Below are 23186 nucleotides of genomic sequence, written 5' to 3'. Positions count from 1 at the left end.
TATATTAAAATATTATTCCTGCTTACGCCAATGCCGCTTTCAGGTTCGTATCGATTACTTCGAGGAACTCTTCTGTGTACAGGTAGTGATCACCGTGCTTCACATCGTTTCCGTAAATACCCACTGCAAGGTCTTTGGTCATCTTGCCGCTTTCTACCGTTTCAATACATACTTTTTCAAGTGCATGGCTGAAATCGATCAGTGGCTGATTGCCGTCGAGCTTGCCGCGGAATGCCAGACCGCGTGTCCATGCAAAGATGGATGCAATCGGGTTGGTAGATGTAGGCCGGCCTTTCTGATGCTCACGGTAGTGACGTGTCACGGTTCCGTGCGCTGCCTCTGCTTCCATGGTTTTGCCGTCCGGCGTTACCAGTACCGAAGTCATCAGACCCAATGAACCGAAACCTTGTGCTACGGTATCAGATTGTACGTCACCGTCATAATTTTTGCAAGCCCATACAAAGTTACCTTCCCATTTCAATGCAGAAGCCACCATGTCATCGATCAGACGGTGCTCATAATGCACTTTACCTGCATATTCCTGCTCGTATACTTCCTGAAAGATATCCTTGAAGCGGCCGTCGTATTTTTTAAGGATCGTATTTTTGGTAGACAAATAAAGCGGCCAGCCTTTGTCCAAAGCTACATTGAAGCAAGCACGTGCAAATCCGCGAATTGACTCATCAATGTTGTACATCGCCATTGCTACGCCGGCACCTTTGTACTGATATACTTCATGCTCAATCACTTGTCCATCTTCACCTTCAAACTTGATGGTCAGCTTACCTTTGCCAGGTACCACGAAGTCGGTAGCACGGTACTGGTCGCCAAATGCGTGACGGCCTACAATGATAGGTGCAGTCCAGTTGGTAACCAGGCGCGGAACATTGCTCATGACAATCGGCTCGCGGAAAACAGTTCCATCCAGGATGTTCCGGATTGTACCGTTTGGCGATTTCCACATTTGTTTCAGGTTGAATTCTTTAACGCGATCTTCATCCGGAGTGATGGTCGCACATTTGATCCCCACACCATATTCCCTGATGGCATTAGCTGCATCAACTGTTACCTGGTCATTGGTCTGGTCCCTGTACTCTACACCAAGGTCGTAATATTTAATATCCACGTCCAGGTAGGGAAGGATCAGCTTTTCTTTGATAAATTTCCAGATGATCCGGGTCATTTCATCACCATCCAGCTCAACGACAGGATTGTCAACTTTAATTTTGTCCATTGTCTTAACGCTATTCTTAAAGTTAAAGATTTTGAATTCAGACCGTGAAAGTACAAACAATAGGTTTATAAAGGCGAAAAAAGAGAGATTAAGTCGAACTTTGCGCACAAAAAAACCTGGCTTATTCCGGGTCTCCTGCCTGCCTTTATGATGACCAAATCAGCACTCCGGCGTACCTATCTAAACAAGAGGAAAAACCTCGATCCGGGCAGCATTCAGCAGCTTACACAAGCAATTTCAGCCAATCTGACCAGGTTTTTACGGAATAAATCTTTTACTACTGTCCATATTTTCCTGACGCAGGCCCGCAACAGTGAGGTCGATACCCTGAAGATTATTGATGCATTGCGTGATGCTTTCAGTAACCTGCGTGTTGCTGCGCCGTTTGTGGTACCCGGTACCAGGGATATGCTGCATTTCAGCATTAGTCCCGGTTCAAAGTTTATTCCCAATGCATGGCAAATCCCGGAACCAGACCCTGCCGCAGAATTACAGGTACTGCCCGAAGAAATTGACGTGGTGATTATTCCGATGCTGGCTTTTGACAAGCAGGGTTTTCGTGTAGGTTACGGCGGTGGGTTTTACGATCATTTTCTGCCGCATTGCCGGCCCGAAACATGGAAAATCGGACTGTCATTTTTCGGGCCGGTGGACAAAATAGCAGATCTGGACAATTTCGATGTGCCCATGAATGCGTGCATTACCCCTGACGGGATCTTTCAATGGTAGTACCTGCGTTTTTAGCTGTTTCAGAAAGGTTTAAAGGTCAGGGCGGGTGTTCATAGTGAAAATCGTCTTAAATTTGCAGCGCTTTTTATCTGAAAGAGCATATTGTTTATTTATCCATTTTAAAATTTCAATGCAAGAATGAAAATCGCAGTAGTAGGCGCTACCGGTCTGGTGGGCGGCGAAATCCTCAAAGTGCTCGAAGAGCGTAATTTCCCGGTGACGGAATTGTTGGCTGTCGCATCAGAAAGGTCTGTTGGTAAGGAAGTTACATTCAAGGGTAAACAGGTCAAGGTGATCGGTTTTGAGGAAGCGATTGCAGTCAGGCCCGAAATCGCCATCTTTTCTGCCGGAGGCAGCACTTCGCTTGCATTGGCTCCCAAGTTTGCCGAAGCAGGTATTACCGTAGTAGATAACTCTTCTGCATGGAGAATGGACGCTACGAAAAAACTCGTAGTACCTGAGATTAATGCATCCGAGCTTACAAGAGAGGATAAGATTATCGCCAATCCCAACTGTTCAACGATCCAGATGGTGGTGGTGCTCAATCCTTTGCACCAGAAATATAAAATCAAAAGGGTGGTGGTATCGACTTACCAGTCGGTAACCGGCACCGGCAAGGCGGCTGTCGACCAGCTGTTTGCAGAGCGTTCCGGAGATCACAGCAAAGATAAGGTGTACCCGCACCAGATCGACCTAAACGTATTGCCGCACATCGACGTTTTCCTGGACAATGGTTATACCAAAGAGGAAATGAAGATGACCAATGAAACCAAGAAGATCATGAGCGACGACAGCATTGCGGTAACTGCAACTACTGTCCGCATCCCGACGATCGGCGGTCACTCAGAGGCGGTGAATATTGAATTTGAAAATGAATTTGACCTGGATGAGGTACGTCAGATCCTGAGCAGCACGGAAGGTGTGGTATTGCAGGATGATCCTAAAAATGCTGTATATCCCATGCCGCTTACCGCACATGGAAAAGACGAGACCTTCGTAGGACGTATCCGCCGCGATGAATCACAGCCTAAGACTTTGAACCTGTGGATCGTAGCAGATAACCTTCGTAAAGGTGCCGCTACCAATGCCGTGCAGATCGCCGAGTATCTTGCCAAACATGACCTGGTAGGTACACCGGAGCAAGTACAGGCATAGTAACAATACAGAAAAGGTTTTCAGGGAGGCTGTCCGGTCAGGGCAGCCTCTTTTTTATTACCGGTCTACCTCGCCCATAACAATGTCAATGGAGCCGATGATGGCTACCAGGTCGGCCAGGAGCATTCCGCGGGAGATCTCACCAATGACGGACAGGTTACTGAAGGAGCACGATCTTGCCCGGCAACGCACAGGCACATCCGAGCGGCCGTCGGTACGGAAGTAGAAGCCCAGCTCTCCTTTGGGCGTTTCGCCCCGGACGTAGAAATCCATTGCTTTGGGCCGGATTTTCTTGGGTACCACTGCCTGAGGATCAAAGTCGCGGGTACGTTTGTGATCACTGGTCAGGCGGGCCAGACATTGTTCGATCATTTTCACACTTTCCCGGCATTCAACCACCCGCACCCAGGTACGGTCCCAGCAGTCGCCGGTCGTACCCATTTTCCCCTCGCCGATCGGTACTTCAAAATCTAGTTCGGGATATACGGAGTACCCATCGACTCTGCGAAGGTCATAGCGCAGGCCGGAGCCGCGCAGCATCGGGCCGGAGCAGCCATAGTTGATTGCCACAGGTAGTGGCAGGATACCCACATTGGCCGTCCGCTGAATGAATATCTTATTTTCAACCACCAGCTCCTGTAGTTCCTGCAGCTTAGGTTTAAGGTATTTTACAAATTCAAGGCACTGCTCCTCGAAGCCTACCGGCAAGTCGTAAAACAATCCGCCGATCCATATATAATTGTAGAGCATCCGTGCCCCGCAAACCCATTCGAGCAGGCGGAGTATCTGCTCGCGGTCGCGCATCATCCACAAAAAGGGCGTGTAGGCGCCAATATCCATGGCATACGTACCAATTGCTACAAAGTGGGAAGCCAGGCGGTTGAGCTCGGCCACCAGCACCCGGATGTATTCAATGCGTTTCGGAATTTCATTTTCAATACCCAGCATCCGCTCCACACCCATTACATAGGCGTGCTCGCAGTTCATGGCACCCAGGTAATCAAGCCGGTCCACGTACGGGATTACCTGATTAAAGGGCAGACTTTCTGCGTGTTTTTCAAAGCACCGGTGCAGATAGCCCAGGTGCGGCACCACATCCAGTACCATTTCACCATCGGTAAGTACTTCCAGGCGCAATACACCGTGGGTAGAAGGATGTTGCGGGCCCATATTGAGCACCATTTCCTCTGTCCGGAGGTTTTCAGCTTTGTATTTGGAAGGTACCGAAACGGTCAGGTACTCGGGTTTATATTCGTATTGTATCGGGTTTGCCATGGGTCAGAATCTTACCAGTTTTTGATCAAACACCTCAATCCGCAAAGGACCTATAGGTCGGCCTTCGTTGTGAAGCCGGTCTACGGCAGTAATGTAGTAAACATACTTTTTACCGCTTTCAATGTTGTTGTCAACAAATTTTTCACCCTCATAACACATGCCGATAATGCGCCGGGGATCGTAGGCTGTGGGTTTTTCATCGGGCGGGAACCGGTAAATGACATAGTACCAGGCACCGTCCCCATCGGCTGCCGCATCGGGCTTGTCCCAGGTCAGTTCAATGGAAAGGTTGCTCATCAGCGTAGCTTTCAGACTTTTAGGAGCAAGCGGCGGAATATGGTCTTTCCATGGCATAGCCGGTACCAGTGCCGGGTATTTGAAAAAATCACGTCTGAGCGAATCCACAAAGCCCAGGCTATTTCCTTTCAGAGAGCGGGAGCTGAAAAATATGGCTCCCTCAGACTCAATTTCCCGGAAGTAGCGTACCTGGTTCGGGATCTCAGCAGGGTTGGACCAGTGGCTGTCGCGGTCTTTATAACCTACCCGGTACGCGCCCATGCCGATGTACAGATGCCGGCCGTAGCTGTTTTCTTTCCACCAATCGACAAGATTGCGATAAGGTACTCTGGAAAAACCCGATGAAAAGTACACCTGCGGTGCAATGTAATCGATCCATCCTTCCTTGATCCATTTGCGGCTGTCGGCAAAAAGGTCGTCATAGGAGGCCAGCGCGCCGTACGTTTTGGAGCCTTCCGCATCCCTGTCTTTATTGCGCCACACGCCAAAAGGACTGATCCCGAATTTCAGCCTGGGATTCAGCTCGGTTAATGCGTCATGAATTTGTTTTACAAGCAAATCCACATTGTGCCTGCGCCAGTCTGCCTTGCTGGTGTAACCTTCCCCGTATTTCCGGAACGAAGCATCGTCCTGGATTACCTGCCCGGGAGTAGCATAGGGATAGAAATAGTCATCAAAATGAATACCGTCCACATCGTAGTTGCGGGCCACATTCACAGTCATATCGGTGATAAATTGTCTTACCTCGGGAATGCCGAAGTCAAACAGCTTATAACCATCGTAGGTTAGGATCCATTCGGGATGAAGCCGGCTGATGTTCTCAGCGGAAACGCTTGTGGATGATTTGTGGACGAGGCGGTTGAGGTTGAGCCAGGCGTGAAATTCGAGACCGCGCTTGTGGGCTTCCTTTACCATAAAGTCGAGCGGATCCCACATGGGTTCAGGCTGCTTTCCCTGCCTGCCGGTAAGCCACTCCGACCAGGGTTCGGGGCTTTTGGCATAAAATGCATCGCCTGCCGCGCGCACCTGCACGAAGACGGCATTCATACCTACTTTTTTATGAAAATCCAGCAGGTTTGAAAATTCCTGCTGCTGCTCTCCGGGTATAAGATTTTTACTGCTTGGCCAATCAATGTTGTCAACTGTGGCTATCCATACAGCCCTGAATTCTCGTTTTGGGGGAAAATCGGGTTCGGGTTCCGCATCTTGAGCAATGCAACTTTCCATAACGAACGTGATGAACATTATGGAAAGCACAAGTAATTTAAATTTTTTCACTATCTGACCAATGCAAAATGTTAATCCAATCAAAGTAACGTAATTTGGAACAAAGTTAGCCGAGAACCCCCGTAAAATCGCGGAACAGAAGTAGTTTACCTTTTATCCCGAAAATACATCCGCAGGAGCACTTCTTGACTTTCTTATATTTCTGTTTTACAGGATCAGGAAAATGGTCCTGCGTGCTGAAAATGGCATTTGGAGTTGTATTTATTGTGAAATATATTTCTGCATATTTATTGTGTAATTACAAGGAAATTTGGGACTGAAAGTGCCAGTTTATCCCTGATAATTATTGCTTAACGTTTAAAACTGTATCCCGTATTGGAACCTTTCGTAAAAACCACAAAGAAGAACGTCCTGTTTGAAGTTGCGTGGGAAGTTTGTAATCAGGTTGGAGGAATTTATACTGTTATCAGGACCAAGGTTCCCGCTATGGTCGAAAAGTGGGATGAAAATTACTTTCTGCTGGGACCATATTTCGAGAAAAAAGCATCATCCGAATTTGAGGTGATCCATGACCTCGATGATACCCCTTCCGGGCGCGTTGTCAAAAGGATGCGGGAGATGGGTTACCATGTTTATTACGGCTACTGGCTTGTAACAGGTAAGCCCCGCGTGATTCTGTTTGATGTGGACAGCATTATGCCGGAGCTGGATGTGATCAAGTACAACCTCTGGGAACGCAGCCGCATCCCGACCATCAACGTGGAGCATCTTGTCAACCAGACTTTATGCTTCGGCGAAATGGTACGGATCTTCCTGAAAGAGTATGCAGAAGAAAATGCCCGCAGAGAAGAAATATATGCCCAGTTCCACGAATGGATGGCCAGCAGCGGGGTTCCCGACCTGAAAAGGGAAAATGTGAAGATCGCCATGACATTCACCACCCATGCTACCATGCTGGGGCGCTACCTGGCGCAGAATGTTACCGGGTTTTACAGCAAACTGCCGTTTTTCGACTGGGAACAGGAAGCCAAAAATTACGGGATCATTGCCCAGTGCTCCATTGAAAGGCAGGCGGCACTCAACGCGCATGTGCTCACTACCGTGAGCGATGTTACGGCCCGTGAATGTGAGGTTTTCCTGGGACGGATGCCAGACCTGGTGACACCCAACGGACTTAATGTGGTACGTTTTCAGGCAGTGCACGAATTCCAGAACCTGCATTTAAAACATAAGGAACGCATTCACGAGTTTGTGCTTGGGCACTTTTTTCCCAGCTACTCTTTTGATCTTGATAAAACACTTTATTTCTTCACTTCGGGGCGTTATGAGTATATCAACAAAGGTTACGACCTGACGCTCGAAGCGCTTGCAAGGCTCAACTGGAAAATGGTGCAGGCCAATATGGACATGACGGTTGTGATGTTCATTGTAACCAAGCAGCCTTACACTTCCGTAAACCCGGAGGTACTGCAATCCCGGGCCGTGCTCAATGAGCTGCAGGAAACTACCCGCGCCATTGAAAAGGAAGTGGGTGAAAAGCTGTTCCTGGCTGCTGCGTCCGGAGCAGACCATAAAATGCCCGATCTTAATGACTTTGTGGATGAATACTGGCGGCTGAGGCTGCGGAGGACTATACAAAGCTGGAAAACGGATAAGCTGCCCGCTTTTGTAACCCACGATCTGAAGCAGGAAGACGGTATCACCGATTTTTGTAAACGTGCCAACCTCATGAACAATGAGCGTGACCGCGTCAAGATTGTATACCATCCCGATTTTATCGCATCTACCAATCCGCTCTTCGGGCTTGACTATGGCCAGTTTGTTCGGGGCTGCCATTTGGGTGTTTTTCCAAGTTACTACGAGCCCTGGGGTTACACGCCGCTTGAATGTGTGGTAAGAGGCGTGCCTACGGTCACCAGCGATCTTTCAGGTTTTGGGGACTACATCATGCAGATCATGCGCGATTATGAAAACCGGGGCATTTATGTAATCAACCGCAAGTCACAGACTTTCTCACAGGCTGCTGACCAGCTGGCAGACATCCTGTTCAAATTCGTAAAAATGCAGCGCCGTGACCGTATCATGCAGCGCAACCGGGTCGAAAACATTTCCGATGTTTTCGACTGGATGAACCTGCGATCCTACTACGACACCGCCCACGATTTGGCAGCGAAAAGAAGAAAGCCGTAGTAAAGAATTTTGAATGACTGAATGATTGAATGAATTAGTGAATGCTGGTGGACCAAGGGTTTATTTGTTAGCCTAAGCTCACCAACCTTTGTCACCCCGAGCGGAGTCGAAGGGCGAGGTCGCCGGAAACCCCTTCGACTCCGCTCAGGGTGACAAAGGAGGTTAAACTCCCACCAGGCAAATTATAACATTCACTAACTAACTCACTCATTCACTAACTCAAAATTCAATCATTCGGTCATTCGGTCATTCAATCATTAAAACCTCGCCCTCTCCTCCCTGATCGCCATCGCCAGCCTGATCTGTCCATAGTCATACTTCCCATCCAGAGTTTCGAAGAGCGGCTTCATAGGATCATTTGGGCCCATTTGCAACTCCTCTGCCGCATCAATAATCTGCTTGTAATCACTTTTAAGCATCAGATTTTGCAGATTGATTGCCTTTCCTTCTTCTTTTAGCTTAATCAAATGCGAGATAATCGTTACCGGACTTAGTTTGCGCCTTTCTGCAATTTCCTGTAAGTCGTAGCCCTGCTCATACAGCTCCCAGGTGTCGGAGTAAGTAAGTCCTTTCACAATGCGGGTACCGGGTTGTGTGTTTGTTCTTGCAAATGACAGGATCTCATTGATAAAAGTCTCTCCGTACCTTCTGAATTTCTCCGCACCTACGCCCGAAATGGCTTTCATCTGTGATTCGGAAATCGGCTTTTTCTGTGCCATTTCGGAAAGTGTTGCATCACTGAATACCGCATAGGGTGGTATGCCCAGCGAGTCGGCAAGTTGCTTGCGCAGGATACGCAGCTGTTCAAACAACGCATCACGGATGATCTCCGTCTTGGGTTTTTCTTTCGGCAGCAATGCTTCTTCCCGGGCCTTGCGCTCTTCCAGCGGGATAAAACGGACCAGCTCCACCTTTCGCTCCCCTTTGAGCACCTGCCTGCTGACGGCATTGAGCTTAAAGGTATGGGCCTCGTCGTAGGCAATGTCCATAAATCCGCTGTTCAAAAGCTGGCTGATGTACTCGGCCCATTCTTCTCCTTTGAGATCATGCCCTACTCCGAAAGTAGGCAGACGGTCATAGCCATGCTGGATGACATTACGGTTACGGCTGCCGCGCAGTATATCGATCAGCATTCCCATGGCAATTTTCTGGTCGGTGCGTGTGATGGCTGAAAGTGCCTTTTGTGCGAGGATCGTTGCATCAAACCGGGTACGCGGATTATGGCAAACGTCACAATTCCCGCAATCGCGGTCTACGGCCTCATTAAAGTAGCTCAGCAGGATCCTGCGCCGACAAATATCCGCCTCAGCATATTGTTTCATCCGTTTCAGCTTGGCATGCAGCAGCTCCTTCTGCGTATCGGACTGGTCGGAATTGTTGATCATGTCCTGCCGCGTAATAATATCGGTATAGCTGTAAAAAAGCAGGGTATCGGCAGGTTCACCATCGCGGCCCGCCCGCCCGATCTCCTGGTAAAAGCTCTCCACATTGGACGGCAGGTTATAATGGATTACCCAGCGCACATTGGATTTATCAATCCCCATCCCAAATGCAATGGTGGCGACGATGATCTGGATATTGTCTGCCTGAAACTGCTCCTGGATCCGCGAACGTGTTTCTGCGGGTAGTCCGGCATGGTAACATTCCGCCTTAAAGCCCGCCGCTTTCAGGCTTGCGGCTACGGTTTCGGTTCCCTTTCTGCTGAGGCAATAAATAATACCAGGCTCGTCGGGGTGCTTGCCCAGAAAGCTCTGGATCTGCTGTACGCGTTTTCTTCCGGGGAGTACGGTCAATGTAAGATTCGGCCTGTCGAAGCTGGAAATGAACGTTTCGGCATCGCCCAGCTGCAATTGGCGCAGGATATCACGGCGGGTGACCATGTCAGCAGTGGCAGTGAGCGCAATGATGGGTACGTTTGGAAAACGTGTTTTCAGATGATTCAGCTGCCGGTACTCAGGTCTGAAGTCGTGACCCCAGGACGAAATACAGTGCGACTCATCCACCGCAAACAGACTAACATCCCATTCTCTTAAAAAATCAAAAGTATTGCCTGAAAAAAGACGCTCGGGAGCAATATAGAGTAGTTTCAGCTCACCCATTTTAGCCCGCCACATGATACTGTCCTGCTCGGCCCCGGTCAGTGTGGAGTTGAGGTAAGCCGCACTGATACCATTGGAAGTAAGTGCCTCCACCTGGTCTTTCATGAGCGCAATCAAAGGCGAAATGACAATCGTAAGCCCTTTCCGGATGACTGCCGGGATCTGATAGCATACCGACTTCCCGCCACCCGTAGGCATGAGTACCAGGCAATCCTGGTTGGCCATCACGGTATCGATGATCTCAGCCTGTAAGGGCCGGAAGTGATCATAGCCGAAGTATTGCTTTAAAGCTTTTAATTTCTGATCGGGCATTTTATAAAAAATAAATTTGCTGAATAAGCAGCCTGCAAAAATAGCAGTTCATAGTTGATAGATAATCTGTGCTTTGATCTCGCTCTTCCTCTTTCCGATTATTTCATTCAGACCTGAACTGATCTTGTCGAGGTGAGCAAACCGTGTTTGTGACCAGCGGAGCCAGCATTTTACATTTTTTGTCAGGTTATAACGCGCCATCAGGTAATAACGAAATCCTTTGTCATAGTATGCCGGAATCGCAAATGCATACAGCACATCTTTTTCATACATGTACTGGCGGCTGTCATAGTTGTCCGTATGAAAGTAGGCCATTCTTAGGCTGAGCTCTGTTGCATGCAGGTGCAAACCAATATCCTGTGCTGCTGCAAAGCCTTCTGACTTTCCGGCCAATCGAACACTGCCAGCCTGAACCCTGGTGCGGAAAGCCACTTTCATAGGTACCTCATATTCCATGTTGCAGGTAAATGTATTTCGCACGGCAGCCAGGAGGTGGTTTTCAGGTGCTTTGTCCGGCGGGTTCTGCATTTTGGTTTTCCTGTGAAAAGATGCAAATGCATTAAATCGCTTGCTGGGTTTCCATAGTGCATGCACCATGTAGTCATGGCCGCACGAAGGTGCATCGGCCTGGAAGCGGGGCGAAGGAAAGCGAAACTGGTCGAAGAAAAGGCTCAGCTGCCACTGTCGTGCCGGCATGTACCGCAATGCTGCGTACCCGCCGGATTCATTTACCGGACGTGAACCTTCAGCAAATGAATTCCCGTAAAAAGAATGAAAGTCTTTGTCATAATGCCTCAACAGCAAAGTAACGTCCACCATGCGGCCAATGCTCGCAATGACTCCGGCCAGCAAGCCCAGGCCACCACTGCCCGACCACCCTGCCTCACCCGAGAAATGCAGGTTCCGGTACCGGTAATCGCCATGTATGCCTGCAGTCAGGTTGCGCTTGCCTGTAAATTCATACTGATTGTAAAGCGTTTGCTTCTTTTGAAGCGGAAGCCCGTAAGCAGTATGCAGCAGGGTCATTCCCAGCTGTCCATGCTGCCCGAGCGGATGGAGCAAATGCACACCAGCGTTGTATTCGGTCAGGTTATTATGTTTGGCAAGTTCGGTAGGGGTACGATGGTAACCTGTTACGGGCAGGGAAGTAATTACCTTTTTTCCTGCATCGTCAGGCGCTTCGTCTTCGGTGCCATCGCGGTGTAATGCGGAGTAAAAAGTAGTGACCTGTGCTTTTTTGCCCAAAGCTATTGTTGCTGCTATTCCTCTGAAAAAGTTACTTTCCATGCCCGAGGTATAGGGTTTGAGCCCCAGCGTGCTGCGGTAGGTAGTGCGGATCACCTCTGTTCCTTTGCCCAATGAAAAACCCGCTGCCAGCACCATTCCCTGTCCGGCCTGCACCTGGAAGTCGCCCAGGATAAGATTTTTGAGCCACTTTCGATTTTGCAGCTGAAAGTGAAAGGAAGTAAAGTCAAAAACAAAGATCTGGCGGCGTGCATTCCAGTACATCCACTTTTCACCCGGATCCTTATCCATTGTAAATCCCAGGCTGTAAGCTCCCGACCGCGCATACCGGTACCTGAGGAATGCACCCGCAGGCGGGCCCGCATATCGCGACTTCGACTGGGCAGTCGGAGGCATAAATCCTTTGGCTTTTTCAATATCCCGTGAACCCCGGACCATCAGAAAGTGCTGGGTAGGCTTTGCCAGGGATTCCCGAAAAGGCATCTGCCTGGAAGAAACCGTTACAAATGGAAGCAGCCGGTAAATAGTGGTCAGGCTAAAACCGGGAACAGCCTGCAATTCGTAAAGCGAAAGCAGGGGCCCGGCGGTCAGTTTGTAATCGAAAAACGCATTGAGCTGCGCCTCGGAAAGGATGAATGTGGCAGCGAGCTCGTCGCGGCTGGCGGTATTCAGGTCGAGAGGGCTGCCATAAAGCTGTACCAGCGACTCATAAAGAGCGGAGTAGTCGGTGTCCTCGGAGGGGGCAGGCAGGATGTCCTGCAAAAAACGGTTTATATCCAGCTCCCGGCATGGCGGCTCCTGACCGTGGCAATGCAGGCCGGAGAGCCACCCTGCAATGCAAAGCAGGCCTGCGAACAGATAGTGTTTCGGAGCATATGCGGGTGGGTATGTTTCTGGCATATGCTCCTGGTTTTTGTTTAAAGTTTAAAAGGCTTTCAGACTCAGGTCCAGGCTGCGCGCCTGGTGGGTAAGTGCCCCGCTGGAAATGCCTGACACGCCGGTCTCGGCCACGGCCCGCAATGTTTTCTCAGTAATATTCCCTGACGCTTCGGTTTCGTATCGTCCATTGATCCTGCGTACCGCTTCGCGCATGTCGTCCAGCGAGAAGTTGTCCAGCATAATGATGTCCACATTCCCTATGGCGAGTACCTGGTCCACCTCGCCCAGGTTCCGCGTTTCAATCTCAATTTTCAGCGGCTTGCCTGTTGTCTGCAGGTACGCCCGTGCGCTGCTGATCGCCTGGGCAATGCCCCCTGCGTAATCCACATGGTTGTCTTTGAGCATGATCATATCATACAGCCCCATGCGATGGTTCACAGCTCCCCCGATTTTTACCGCCATTTTTTCAAACACCCTGAAATTCGGTGTTGTTTTCCGGGTATCGAGCAGCTTTACGGGCAAGTCGCTGATCAGGTTGACCATTTGCCTTGTATAAGTTGCAATGCCGCTCATACGCTGCATAATGTTCAGTACAAGCCGCTCCGATTTCAGGATCAGCCTTGCGCTTCCTTCCACGGTAAGTACCACGTCACCAGTTTTGACGGGCGTACCGTCAGAAAGTAACAAATCGATTTTCAAAGGGGGATCATCGTAAAACGCGGCGGTTTCTTCGAAGATCGTCCGTGCTACCTGCACGCCGGCCAGTATCCCGTCCTGCTTGACAAGGAGCCGCGCACGTTTGGTGGCATTTTCGGGCACCGCCGACAGTGAAGAATGGTCGCCATCGCCTATATCTTCCTGCAAGGCAAGGCGAATGAGGTCATGAAGGTCATGCGGATCGGTTTCCATAAAATTCCAGGGACTTCGTGTTGATTGATCAGTACGTCTGCTGCCGGAAGGCCATATTGTACCGGATTGCAAAAGAAAAAATATTCGACTGGGTTGCGAGTTTCACATCGGGAGAAGTGACCTTCCTGTTCAGGTAGCGGGCATCGAGGAACAAATTATGTGCCAGTGAATAGGAGAGCCGCAGGTCGTAAAAGGCCGTGGAGGCTTTGGTACCCTGTCCGGTTTTCTGGTTGATCTCGCCATCCCGCCCAATGTTGCGCGTTTCATAGCTTTTTGAAATATCCCCTCCAAAGTTCAGGTTGGAGTTGAAGGGATCTTTACCCTGGTCAGCCATCATGATCGTTCCGTAAAAAGAGAAGCGGGACGAAAATTTGTAACGCACAATTCCCAGGTATTCACGAAAATTGGCACCCAGTGGATGCGCCAGCGCCTGCCCGTAATGCTCATAATTCCGGCCACTGTCCTTATGCGAGTAGGTATATGGCCTGACCATATTGTATTCCGCCTGCAAATCCAGATTTGGAATGCCAAATGCATCCACATATTTGGCTCCTATCTGCGCGCTGTACTTGTTTCGCCACGACTTGCTTCCGTTAAAAAGATCTTTGGACAGAAATTCGTCGAGCATAAACTGGCCATACACAGCAACATTCCGGACCGGCAGCCAGCGCATGTCAAAACCCAGCAATGCATTGTCCTGACTGCCGATATAGGATTCTACGTATCTGTAAAAAATAATAGGGTTCAGATAATTCAGATCGTAGCCGCCGCCTACTGAGTCCCGGTTAAAAACTTCGGCTTCGAAAATACCCAGGTTAAGCTTGTCCGTGATATTGACGCTCAAATGGTGGATGGCTGCAAACTTTTTCCCCCGTAAACCTTCCCGCCATGCATTATCAGCAGAATTGATCATGCTGGTCCAAAGGTTGGTGTAGTGGAAGCGGCCTAGCTGGGTGTCAGCCCTCAAGAAAAGGTACGGACTGCTATTGTTAGACAAAATCAGCGAGCGATACCCGCTGCCGAAAACATTGTAATCGTGCCCGAAGCGAACATTGATGGCTTTCATAGGCCGGAAAGTAATGTAGCCTCTGGCAGTAAGAAAGTCTACGCCTTGATTCCGGGTGTTCTTGGCGAGACCTTCTCCGGGAAAGCTGTATGTTTCTTTAAAATTATTGACATAACCTGGAAAACGTCCCTGACTATCTGTTACATAGGTATAAAAACCCAGTTTTTCATTGATCATTCCACGGATTTCGACGCCACGGCTGGTAAACCACAGGTTTGAGGCGGTACCGGAACTGTCGTCCTGTCCGATGAAATTGGTTGTGACAAAGTTGAAGTGAAGATCAAAGTCTTTGTTGTGAATGCTGTACAGGTCCGCCGCATGTCCGAAGAACTTCCTGCGCCTGCCCGCAGGCGGATCCTTAAACCAGCCGAGCCTCGCAAGCCTGTTATATTGTGCCGAGTCGGTCGAAACCATATTGCTCGTCCATTCCCAGCTGTCTTCCCGGAGGTAATCAATGGTTTCCCAGTCGCGGCTCGTCAGGTTCACTGTCCCTTCTTTAAGGATAGAGTCTGTCAAAGCAACAATGGCCTTTCTCTCAAAAGGTTTGACATTGGAATGAAATCCTTCGGTAAGTTTCCCGCGCTTTATTTCGAGCCTGTCGATCAGGTGATAATAGTCGTCGTTGAAGGGGACAAATGAGCTTTGCGCATGTACGGACGACAAAGCAACCAGCAAGAGAACCCAGATTTTACATGGCAGGACAATTCCTTGGTACATAGACGGGAAAAATCTATCGTTCACACCAGTTGATCTTTTGCGGGCAATTTTTCGTATAAGTGTTCCAAATTACGTCAATGAATTTGTATTATCTTGCATGAAGTAGTCTAAAAAACTGTCTGACCTATGTTTTTACTGTCGCAGAAACCCTCCATTGCAGACCATTATATTGCCGAGCTGAGGGACGTAAATATCCAGAAAGACAGGCTAAGGTTCAGGCGGAATATGGAGCGGATCGGGGAACTGCTGGCTTATGAGCTTTCAAAAACGCTCACCTACCGTACAGAACAAACAGAAACACCCCTCGGCCAGGCAACTTCCCGCCAGCTCCTGCAGCCTGTTGTACTGGCAACCATCCTGCGCGCGGGCCTTCCATTGCACGAAGGATTTCTGAATATGTTCGACAAGGCTGACAATGCTTTTATAGGCGCATACCGCGGGCACCACATCAATGATGAGGATGAGTTTGAGGTAGAAATGGATTACATCACCAGCCCGGACCTCACCGGCAAGATCCTGATCCTCATCGACCCTATGCTGGCCACCGGACGTTCTCTCGAAAAAGTCTACCATGCATTGCTGCGCTTCGGCATTCCCGCCCAAACGCATATTGCCGCAGTGATCGCCAGTCCGGAGGGAGTTGCATTTTTACAGAAAAGAATACCGCAATGCCGCCTGTGGCTCGGGTCTGTGGATACCCGCCTGAATGAGCAGTACTACATTGTGCCGGGTATCGGGGATGCGGGTGATCTTGCATTTGGTGAAAAGTAGGGCTTGGGCAGAAGTAATTCTTTATGCTTAGCTTTGGGCAATTTTATATTGGATTATTAATCAATTGCCTTGAAGTAATGCAGGATACATACGTGATTATCATGGCCGGGGGTGTAGGAACACGATTTTGGCCATTCAGCAGGACCGACTTTCCAAAGCAGTTTCATGACGTGCTGGGTACCGGCAAAACCCTTTTGCAGCAAACTGTGGAAAGGTTCGAAGGCGTTTGCCCCATTGAAAATATTTACATTGTTACCAGTGCAGAGTACAAAGACCTGGTGAAACAGCAGGTACCTGCACTCGCCGACGAGCAGATCCTTCTGGAACCGCACCGCCGGAATACGGCTCCCTGCATTGCATATGCCTGCTACAAAATCGCTTCCCGGAATCCGGATGCCAATGTAGTGGTGGCGCCCGCCGATCATATTATTCTTAAAGAGGACGTTTTCAGGGATACGATCAAGGTGGCGCTGGGTGCTACCCGCAACGAAGACATCCTGATTACGCTCGGCATTCAGCCAACCAGGCCCGATACCGGCTATGGTTATATCCAGTACATTCCGGATAAGCTGACAGTCAAAAAAGTAAAATCATTTACTGAAAAACCAGAACTCTCGCTGGCCATACAGTTTCTTGAAAGTGGCGATTTCGTTTGGAATGCGGGGATTTTTGTATGGAACATTCATGCATTTAAAAAAGCACTGGGTTTATTCCAGCCGGATATCGCCGAGATTTTCCAGGAAGGTGACGGACATTATTACCTGCATACCGAAGAGCAGTTTGTGCAGCGCGCGTACCAGCATTGCGGCAGCATTTCCATTGACAATGGTATTATGGAAAAAGCCGATAACGTACACGTTGTGCTGAGTAACTTCGGATGGTCAGACCTCGGTACCTGGAAGTCGCTGTACGAGGTTTCGGAAAAAGATGAGCATCAGAATGTCACAGACGGCAACTTGCTGCTGTACAATACTACCAACTCAATCATCAAAACTCCCAAAGACAAGCTCGTGGTTGTCAATGGGCTCGACGGCTTCATTGTCGCAGAGTACGACGGGGTATTGATGATTTGCAAGAAAGAAGATGAACAAAAAGTAAAAGAGTTCGTTGCAGAGGCTAAAGAGGTGAATTTGAAATACGTTTAGATTTGATAAATTTGTTTGATCACGCGCTTAATTTAAAATTCAACTATGTCTACGCTGGAATTAAGAACGGAAGTGCTTCGGCTCGTCAATGAAGTGGATGCGGATAGAATAGAGGATTTGCTTTCCTCCATCAGGGCATTTGTTGCAGAAGAGCAAGGCCACGATCTTCAAACCGATACTCCTGAAATCAGGGCAGCACTAAATGAATCGCTGCGTCAGGTTTCAAAAGGAGAACTGTTTTCCAATAAGGATGTAATTAAAGAATCGCGGGAGTGGCTTTCAAAGTAAAATGGACTGCCATAGCAAAGGAAAATTACAGGGAGGCATTATCATACATTTACGATGAATGGGGCGGGCAGGTAGCAGAACGTTTTACAGAAGAACTTGAAGCTAAAATAGAGGTGCTCGTTAAATTTCCATATCTGGGAAGGCAACATTCCTCACTTCCGGCTGTAAGGCAGCTGGTAGTGAGGAAAAAACAAGTGCTGTTTTATACTGTGGTAGATGCCGACATCATCATTTTGAACCTGCTTAATACCAGTCGGAAAAGATAATCAGCCTATCTTTTTTTCAATATCAAAAAAACGAACGTCCGCCTTGACGTGTTCCAGGATTTTACGGGAGCGCTCGGGGCGGGCGTCTGTGATAAAAACCTGTCCTAAAAATCCGGTATCAATGAGCTCGATCAGCTTCTGAATGCGCCGGTCGTCAAGCTTGTCAAAAATATCATCCAGCAAAAGCATAGGCGTTTTTTCAGTTTCCTCTTTCAGCAGTTCAAACTGTGCCAGTTTTAAAGCAATCAAAAAGGACTTCTGCTGCCCCTGCGACCCGAATTTTCTGAGGGTCACCCCATCAATCTCAAAAATAAATTCATCCTTGTGCACGCCTTTTCCGGTACGCTGCGCATGGAGGTCACGACTGCGGTTTTTACGAAAGTCGGCGGGGAAACTTTCAGATGCTACCTCACTCTCATAAATTACCTCCACATCTTCCCGCCCATTACTCAGAAAGCGGTAAAATTTTTGAAATAAAGGCAAAAACCGGCCCATAAAGGCAGTCCGGTGGGCATGGATGCGAAGGGATAAAATGATCAGCGGATCATTGTAGGTTTCGAGCAGGTCTTCGTCCAGGTAGTTGCGCTCAGCAAAATGTTTAAGAAGACCATTCCGCTGGTTGAGTATCTTGTTATAATGAAGTAAATCAGTCAGGTAGCCCGAAACAGCCTGGGCAAGCACCCCATCAAAAAACCGCCTGCGTTCCTCGCTGCCTTCGCGGATAATATCCGTATCATTGGGCTCGATCAGGACGAGCGGAAACAAGCCGATATGGTCACTCAGGCGCTCGTAGGGCTTTTTGTCGGCCATGAAGATCTTGCGCTGCCCGCGCTGCAGGCTGCAAGTCACCTGCGTATGCCGCCCCTCTTCGTTAAATACCCCGTCGATGACAAAAAAGTCATTGGAATGCCGGATACCGAGCGCATCCTGGTTGTGAAAAGCACTTTTTGTAAGTGTCAGGAAGTAAATTGCGTCGAGCAGGTTGGTCTTGCCACTGCCGTTTTCACCGACCAGGCAGTTCACATGTTTTCCGAAATTGAGGGCTTTCTCTTCATAGCTTTTAAAGTATGTGAGATGGAGCTTTTCTAGCCACATGAACTTCTTTGTTATTTACTTTATGCTTATTTTCGCAGATCAATGCAAGTTCGGCAACAAACGGACTTTCTTCAAACCGCTAACTTTAAGACAAAGTTCTGTCTTTATAAACGAGAACCCAATAGATGGCTACCGTTACTGAAAAAAAGGAAAATTCCGCACCCAATCCATTGCAGCACGATAAGGAACGCTATCTGTTCTGGTTCGAGAACATGCTGCTGCAAAGGCGTTTTGAGGAAAAAGCAGGCCAGCTTTATGGTCAGCAGAAAATCCGGGGATTCTGCCACCTGTACATTGGCCAGGAGGCGTGTTCATCGGGTGCTGTAACTGCCCTGAAAGAGGGTGACAAGTATATTACCGCTTACCGGGACCACGGCATTCCCCTGGCACTGGGTACTTCTCCCAATGCGATCATGGCGGAGCTCTATGGCAAAAAGACGGGTACCACCAAGGGGAAAGGCGGTTCGATGCACATTTTTGATAAAGAAAAAGGATTTGTGGGCGGCCACGGTATCGTAGGCGGCCAGATTCCACTGGGAGCTGGTATTGCTTTCGCTGAGAAATACAACAAAACCGACAACCTGTGTATCTGCTACTTCGGTGACGGTGCGATCCGTCAGGGATCGTTCCACGAAACACTGAACATGGCCATGAGCTGGAAGCTGCCGGTTATTTTCGTGGTTGAGAACAACGGTTATGCCATGGGTACTTCGGTAGCCCGTACTTCCAATGTGACGGACCTTTACACTTTGGGTGAGGCTTATGATATTCCTTCCGAGCCGGTTGACGGCATGAGCGTGGAAGCCATTCACGAAGCAGTATCCCGTGCAGCGGAGCGCGCCCGGAAAGGCGAGGGACCTACTTTCCTCGAATTCAGAACGTACCGGTATCGCGGACATTCCATGTCTGATCCTCAGAAGTACCGCTCCAAAGAAGAAGTAGAAGAATACAAGCACCGCGACCCGATTGAACAAGTTCGTGCGGTGATTCTTGATAATAAGCTTGCGACTGAGGAGGAACTTGATAGTATTGACAAAAAAATAAAGGATATTGTGGCTCAGTCAGTGCAGTTTGCTGAAGAGTCGGAATTTCCGGATCCAAAAGAAGCCTACACCGACGTTTATGCGGAGAGCGACTATCCTTTTGTAATGGATTAAAAATAAAAGAACCTTTTTCAAGAAACCCGCCGGAGTATTTCGACGGGTTTTTTAAGTAAATTCGACCCTGGCGAGATCGCGATTTCCGTTCTGCGGGCAAACAACAGAAGTTTTAGTCATTAAAAATCAATATGTCTTTGGATCAGGACTTTGACAATCAAGAAGAGGATGATGGTACCGAAATGTCCTTTATCGGGCATTTGGAAGAATTAAGATGGCATATTATCAGAGCAGTGTCATCGATTCTGGTATTTGCGATCCTGGCTTTTGTCTACATCGAGGAAATTTACCATTATGTCATTATCGCTCCCTCCCGTCCCGACTTCTGGACTTACCAGATGCTGTGCAAGCTGGCTGATAAGGTAGGGTATGAAGAGCTTTGCATTAAAGCATTGAATTTCAAGTTGCAGACAATCGGGGTAGGCGATCAGTTTACGATGAGTATGACATCATCTGTCATAGCAGGTCTGATCTTTGCTTTTCCGTATGCGTTCTGGGAAATATGGCGGTTTATAAAACCAGGTTTGCGCGAAGCTGAGCGTAAGTCAGCGCGGGGCGCAGTGTTTTACGTAACCTTCCTGTTTTTTACGGGTGTACTTTTCGGGTATTATGTGGTTACTCCGCTGGCCATCAACTTTCTGGCCAACTACACGCTCGATCCTTCGATCATCAACGAGTTTAGCCTTACATCGTACATTTCGCTTGTGGCAACCCTTACCCTCGCATGCGGGGTCGCATTCCAGCTTCCTATTGTTGTATTTGTACTGGCAAAAGTCGGCTTCCTTACTCCGAGCTTCATGAGGGAATACCGCAAGCATGCCATGATCGTCATTCTGATTATTGCTGCGGTAATTACACCATCTCCCGATATATACAGCCAGATTATCGTGGCCATTCCATTGTTTATGCTGTACGAGGTCAGTATCCTTGTGGCAGGTAAAGTAGAGCGCGAAAAGCTGGCCGAAGAGCGGAGACTTGCCAAACTGGGCGACGACGAGTAAGGGTCAGTTTTTAAGATAAAGCGTACAGACCTCAGCCAGCCGGCTGAGGTCTTCTTTTTGGTGCAAAGCGGTGATGACAATGCGGGTAACCGGCAGGTCATCAGGTTTGGGGTACGGAAAACACGACGCCATGATACCCTGTGAAAGTAAAAAGCCGAAAAGCCGGGAGTCGGTGCTGCAGAGGACAGGATAATTGCTGGCCGATGTAAAAAGCCCTGCTACGCTGAAGATGCTGTGAAAGTAAGCGACATTTTCGAGCAGCTGGTTGTGCATCGTGCTGTACAGATCATGGGAAAGCATTTTTTCCAATGCGAAAATAAATGCAGGAGCAGCGGGTGATGCACCTGCAAAAAAAGGTGAATGACGGAGTGCCTGGATCATTAATCTGCTGCCCGAGATTACACCTGCCGGTATGCCCATCGCCTTGTTCAGAGAGGACACAATGAGTGCATTGGATTGCAATGCCTCCGGAATATCCCGGTAAATTCCCTTTCCACCCGCTCCCAATACCCCCAGGCTATGTGACTCGTCAATGATCAGAATCACTCTGGAAGGATCTTTTATTTGTGAAAAAACCGAGAAGTCGAAAGTCTGGACAAATGGAGAGCCTATTGCATCTGTACACACAATATGCATGGTATTATCATCCTCTGCATCATTAATCTGCAAGATGCTTTGGGCAGCCCAATCCCGCCAGGAAATAAGTACGGGAGTATAGTCTTCACCCTGAATCGCCGGATGAGCACCGGGTGCATAATAGTATCTGAGTTCAGCACTGTGATTGTTCAACCTCGCCAGATGCTTTATTTCTTTCATCACCAGTTGTCCGGCCCACATTCCTGACGATACGAGTAATGTGCCAGACACGCCCATGAAGCCAGCCAGGCGTTCTTCTGCTTCCTGGTATACACCTAGCTGCAGACTGCTGTTCCGGGAGCTTCCGTAATGTGTTCCATACTGTTCAATACCCTTTAAAATAAACCTACGAAGCGCTTCGTTGTGTCCTGCTCCCAAATAATCTGTTCCACTGAACCACAGAAATTGCTGCCCGTCATCGGTTATCAGGTTACGGCCGGGGAGTGAAAATGTTCGTGAAGTTATCAAAGAATATGATGATCTTTGAGGCGGGCACCTGTACCATTTTCAGAGGCGTAGATAACTTTTCCATAATCAAAGGTGACGCCCGTAGCCGGATCATTCCGAATCAGGAGTGAGCCGTCCATATCAACATAGTCCAGCAATGGAAGTAAGTGTGCAATCGCCGATATCCCAACGCTTGACTCAGTCATACATCCTACCATTGTTTTCATCCCCAATGCTTTTGCTTTCTCAATCATGCGTAAAGCAGGAGTGATGCCACCACATTTGGTAAGCTTTATATTAACGCCATGAAAAAGCTTGTGGCAGCTGGCAACATCTTCCTCTGTAATGCAGCTCTCATCGGTAATGACCGGCAGGGCACTTTTAAGATATACCTGCTTCATGCCATCAACGTCATTTGCAGGAAGCGGCTGCTCTATAAAAGCGACGTTTAATTTGGCCAGCTCATGTGAATATTGGATTGTCTGCTCGGCTGTCCAGGCACAATTTGCATCCACTCTGAACACTGCATCCGTATGCCGGCGCAGCTCACGAACAATACGAAGATCTTCGTTGGTGCCCAGTTTGATTTTATAGATGGGCCAGGGCAGCTCCTGCATCTTCAAAACCATCTTATCTACGGTATCAATACCGATAGTAAAGTTAGTGAGCGGGTTGCGGGAGATATCGAGATTCCAGCTCTGGTATAGCTTTTCCTGTTTTTTTCTTGCAAAATAATCGTGAGCAGCTTCATCAAGCGCGCATTGTGCAAAAGGATTGGAACCAAGCGCATCATGCACTTTAAACCATAATTCTTTCGCAGAATGATACGCTCCACTTTCAACCACAGGTTTTACTGCTGTGAGCGCAGCTTCCATATTGGCAATGGTCATGCCGTAGTATGGATTGGAAGTTGCCTCGCCCAAACCACTCAAAGTACCATCGGTAAGCTCTACAATAAGCGTTTGCTGCACATCACGGGAGTCGTGCGCGATGGTAAAGGTATGTTTCAGTTCAAGGTTAAAGGTGTGTATGATCAGCTGCATAGG

Annotated in this window: 19 protein-coding genes; 9 read left to right on the top strand and 10 right to left on the bottom strand. The window is 48.6% G+C overall.

The features are described from left to right. Positions 1 to 22: 22 nt before the first annotated feature. A complete protein-coding gene (locus tag HWI92_RS18470; RefSeq protein WP_204658022.1) occupies positions 23 to 1234 on the bottom strand; it encodes an NADP-dependent isocitrate dehydrogenase in 1212 nt (403 codons plus the stop codon). Between the two features lie 147 nt (positions 1235 to 1381). Between HWI92_RS18470 and HWI92_RS18465 the strand changes: the two genes are divergently transcribed. Both HWI92_RS18465 and HWI92_RS18460 read left to right on the top strand, forming a co-directional pair. Further along, positions 1382 to 1963 (top strand): 5-formyltetrahydrofolate cyclo-ligase, encoded by a 582-nt coding sequence (locus HWI92_RS18465; RefSeq protein ID WP_204658020.1) that lies wholly within the window; start codon positions 1382 to 1384, stop codon positions 1961 to 1963. 138 nt (positions 1964 to 2101) lie between these two features. Continuing rightward, entirely contained in the window at positions 2102 to 3118 is a 1017-nt protein-coding gene (locus HWI92_RS18460) for an aspartate-semialdehyde dehydrogenase (protein WP_204658018.1), read from the top strand. Between the two features lie 57 nt (positions 3119 to 3175). Here HWI92_RS18460 and HWI92_RS18455 read toward each other — a convergent pair whose 3' ends face one another. Together HWI92_RS18455 and HWI92_RS18450 are read right to left on the bottom strand one after the other, a co-directional pair. Continuing rightward, entirely contained in the window at positions 3176 to 4393 is a 1218-nt protein-coding gene (locus HWI92_RS18455; RefSeq protein WP_204658016.1) for an NADH-quinone oxidoreductase subunit D, read from the bottom strand. Between the two features lie 3 nt (positions 4394 to 4396). Further along, on the bottom strand, positions 4397 to 5917 hold the full coding sequence (locus tag HWI92_RS18450) for a glycoside hydrolase family 10-like protein (RefSeq protein WP_229248276.1): 1521 nt from the start codon (positions 5915 to 5917) through the stop codon (positions 4397 to 4399). A 375-nt stretch (positions 5918 to 6292) separates the two neighbouring features. On the opposite strand from HWI92_RS18450, the gene HWI92_RS18445 reads away from it, so the two are divergent. Then, complete coding sequence (locus tag HWI92_RS18445; protein WP_204658012.1) at positions 6293 to 8107, top strand: glycosyltransferase; 1815 nt, start codon at positions 6293 to 6295, stop codon at positions 8105 to 8107. A 257-nt stretch (positions 8108 to 8364) separates the two neighbouring features. On the opposite strand, the gene recQ is transcribed toward HWI92_RS18445, so the two are convergent. From recQ to HWI92_RS18425, 4 genes are read right to left on the bottom strand one after another with little or no spacing between them, the layout of a single operon-like run. Further along, a complete protein-coding gene (recQ, locus tag HWI92_RS18440; RefSeq protein WP_204658010.1) occupies positions 8365 to 10518 on the bottom strand; it encodes a DNA helicase RecQ in 2154 nt (717 codons plus the stop codon). A 48-nt stretch (positions 10519 to 10566) separates the two neighbouring features. Then, entirely contained in the window at positions 10567 to 12663 is a 2097-nt protein-coding gene (locus tag HWI92_RS18435) for a ComEA family DNA-binding protein (RefSeq protein ID WP_204658008.1), read from the bottom strand. 24 nt (positions 12664 to 12687) lie between these two features. Beyond that, a complete protein-coding gene (gene nadC / locus HWI92_RS18430; RefSeq protein ID WP_204658006.1) occupies positions 12688 to 13551 on the bottom strand; it encodes a carboxylating nicotinate-nucleotide diphosphorylase in 864 nt (287 codons plus the stop codon). A gap of 28 nt (positions 13552 to 13579) precedes the next feature. Continuing rightward, entirely contained in the window at positions 13580 to 15292 is a 1713-nt protein-coding gene (locus HWI92_RS18425) for a capsule assembly Wzi family protein (RefSeq protein ID WP_229248274.1), read from the bottom strand. 168 nt (positions 15293 to 15460) lie between these two features. Between HWI92_RS18425 and upp the strand changes: the two genes are divergently transcribed. From upp to HWI92_RS18405, 4 genes are all read left to right on the top strand, one after another. Next, entirely contained in the window at positions 15461 to 16105 is a 645-nt protein-coding gene (gene upp, locus HWI92_RS18420) for a uracil phosphoribosyltransferase (RefSeq protein WP_204658004.1), read from the top strand. A 77-nt stretch (positions 16106 to 16182) separates the two neighbouring features. Then, a complete protein-coding gene (locus tag HWI92_RS18415) occupies positions 16183 to 17250 on the top strand; it encodes a mannose-1-phosphate guanylyltransferase (protein WP_204658002.1) in 1068 nt (355 codons plus the stop codon). A 45-nt stretch (positions 17251 to 17295) separates the two neighbouring features. After that, positions 17296 to 17538 carry a hypothetical protein gene (locus HWI92_RS18410; protein WP_204658000.1) on the top strand — a complete coding sequence of 81 codons (243 nt, stop codon included), beginning with the start codon at positions 17296 to 17298 and terminating at the stop codon, positions 17536 to 17538. Beyond that, a complete protein-coding gene (locus HWI92_RS18405; RefSeq protein ID WP_204657998.1) occupies positions 17523 to 17804 on the top strand; it encodes a type II toxin-antitoxin system RelE/ParE family toxin in 282 nt (93 codons plus the stop codon). The genes HWI92_RS18410 and HWI92_RS18405 overlap by 16 nt, the downstream gene beginning before the upstream one ends. Here HWI92_RS18405 and recF read toward each other — a convergent pair whose 3' ends face one another. Beyond that, positions 17805 to 18899 (bottom strand): DNA replication/repair protein RecF, encoded by a 1095-nt coding sequence (gene recF / locus HWI92_RS18400; RefSeq protein ID WP_204657996.1) that lies wholly within the window; start codon positions 18897 to 18899, stop codon positions 17805 to 17807. Between the two features lie 125 nt (positions 18900 to 19024). On the opposite strand from recF, the gene pdhA reads away from it, so the two are divergent. Together pdhA and tatC are read left to right on the top strand one after the other, a co-directional pair. Next, entirely contained in the window at positions 19025 to 20056 is a 1032-nt protein-coding gene (pdhA, locus tag HWI92_RS18395) for a pyruvate dehydrogenase (acetyl-transferring) E1 component subunit alpha (protein ID WP_204657994.1), read from the top strand. 131 nt (positions 20057 to 20187) lie between these two features. Beyond that, positions 20188 to 21057: a twin-arginine translocase subunit TatC gene (tatC, locus tag HWI92_RS18390; protein WP_204657992.1), complete on the top strand. Its 870-nt coding sequence runs from the start codon at positions 20188 to 20190 to the stop codon at positions 21055 to 21057. Positions 21058 to 21060: 3 nt separating this feature from the next. Here tatC and HWI92_RS18385 read toward each other — a convergent pair whose 3' ends face one another. Both HWI92_RS18385 and HWI92_RS18380 read right to left on the bottom strand, forming a co-directional pair. After that, the gene (locus tag HWI92_RS18385; protein WP_204657990.1) at positions 21061 to 22161 is read right to left on the bottom strand and encodes an aminotransferase class I/II-fold pyridoxal phosphate-dependent enzyme; all 1101 of its coding nucleotides are present in this window, start codon (positions 22159 to 22161) and stop codon (positions 21061 to 21063) included. After that, positions 22158 to 23183: a dipeptide epimerase gene (locus tag HWI92_RS18380; RefSeq protein WP_204657988.1), complete on the bottom strand. Its 1026-nt coding sequence runs from the start codon at positions 23181 to 23183 to the stop codon at positions 22158 to 22160. Before HWI92_RS18380 ends, HWI92_RS18385 begins: the two co-directional genes overlap by 4 nt. Positions 23184 to 23186: the final 3 nt, after the last annotated feature.

Source organism: Dyadobacter sandarakinus (assembly GCF_016894445.1).
In the GTDB taxonomy this organism is placed as follows: Bacteria; Bacteroidota; Bacteroidia; order Cytophagales; family Spirosomataceae; genus Dyadobacter; species Dyadobacter sandarakinus.
The sequence above is the reverse complement of the archived record's forward strand: the minus strand, read 5'-3'. Positions and strand labels throughout refer to the sequence as shown.

Coding starts and splice junctions, on each gene's coding strand:
- HWI92_RS18470 (WP_204658022.1), bottom strand. CDS start 1,234: ATGGACAAAATTAAAGTTGACAATCCTGTCGTTGAGCTGGATGGTGAT.
- HWI92_RS18465 (WP_204658020.1), top strand. CDS start 1,382: ATGATGACCAAATCAGCACTCCGGCGTACCTATCTAAACAAGAGGAAA.
- HWI92_RS18460 (WP_204658018.1), top strand. CDS start 2,102: ATGAAAATCGCAGTAGTAGGCGCTACCGGTCTGGTGGGCGGCGAAATC.
- HWI92_RS18455 (WP_204658016.1), bottom strand. CDS start 4,393: ATGGCAAACCCGATACAATACGAATATAAACCCGAGTACCTGACCGTT.
- HWI92_RS18450 (WP_229248276.1), bottom strand. CDS start 5,917: ATGGAAAGTTGCATTGCTCAAGATGCGGAACCCGAACCCGATTTTCCC.
- recQ (WP_204658010.1), bottom strand. CDS start 10,518: ATGCCCGATCAGAAATTAAAAGCTTTAAAGCAATACTTCGGCTATGAT.
- HWI92_RS18435 (WP_204658008.1), bottom strand. CDS start 12,663: ATGCCAGAAACATACCCACCCGCATATGCTCCGAAACACTATCTGTTC.
- nadC (WP_204658006.1), bottom strand. CDS start 13,551: ATGGAAACCGATCCGCATGACCTTCATGACCTCATTCGCCTTGCCTTG.
- upp (WP_204658004.1), top strand. CDS start 15,461: ATGTTTTTACTGTCGCAGAAACCCTCCATTGCAGACCATTATATTGCC.
- HWI92_RS18415 (WP_204658002.1), top strand. CDS start 16,183: ATGCAGGATACATACGTGATTATCATGGCCGGGGGTGTAGGAACACGA.
- HWI92_RS18410 (WP_204658000.1), top strand. CDS start 17,296: ATGTCTACGCTGGAATTAAGAACGGAAGTGCTTCGGCTCGTCAATGAA.
- recF (WP_204657996.1), bottom strand. CDS start 18,899: ATGTGGCTAGAAAAGCTCCATCTCACATACTTTAAAAGCTATGAAGAG.
- pdhA (WP_204657994.1), top strand. CDS start 19,025: ATGGCTACCGTTACTGAAAAAAAGGAAAATTCCGCACCCAATCCATTG.
- tatC (WP_204657992.1), top strand. CDS start 20,188: ATGTCTTTGGATCAGGACTTTGACAATCAAGAAGAGGATGATGGTACC.
- HWI92_RS18380 (WP_204657988.1), bottom strand. CDS start 23,183: ATGCAGCTGATCATACACACCTTTAACCTTGAACTGAAACATACCTTT.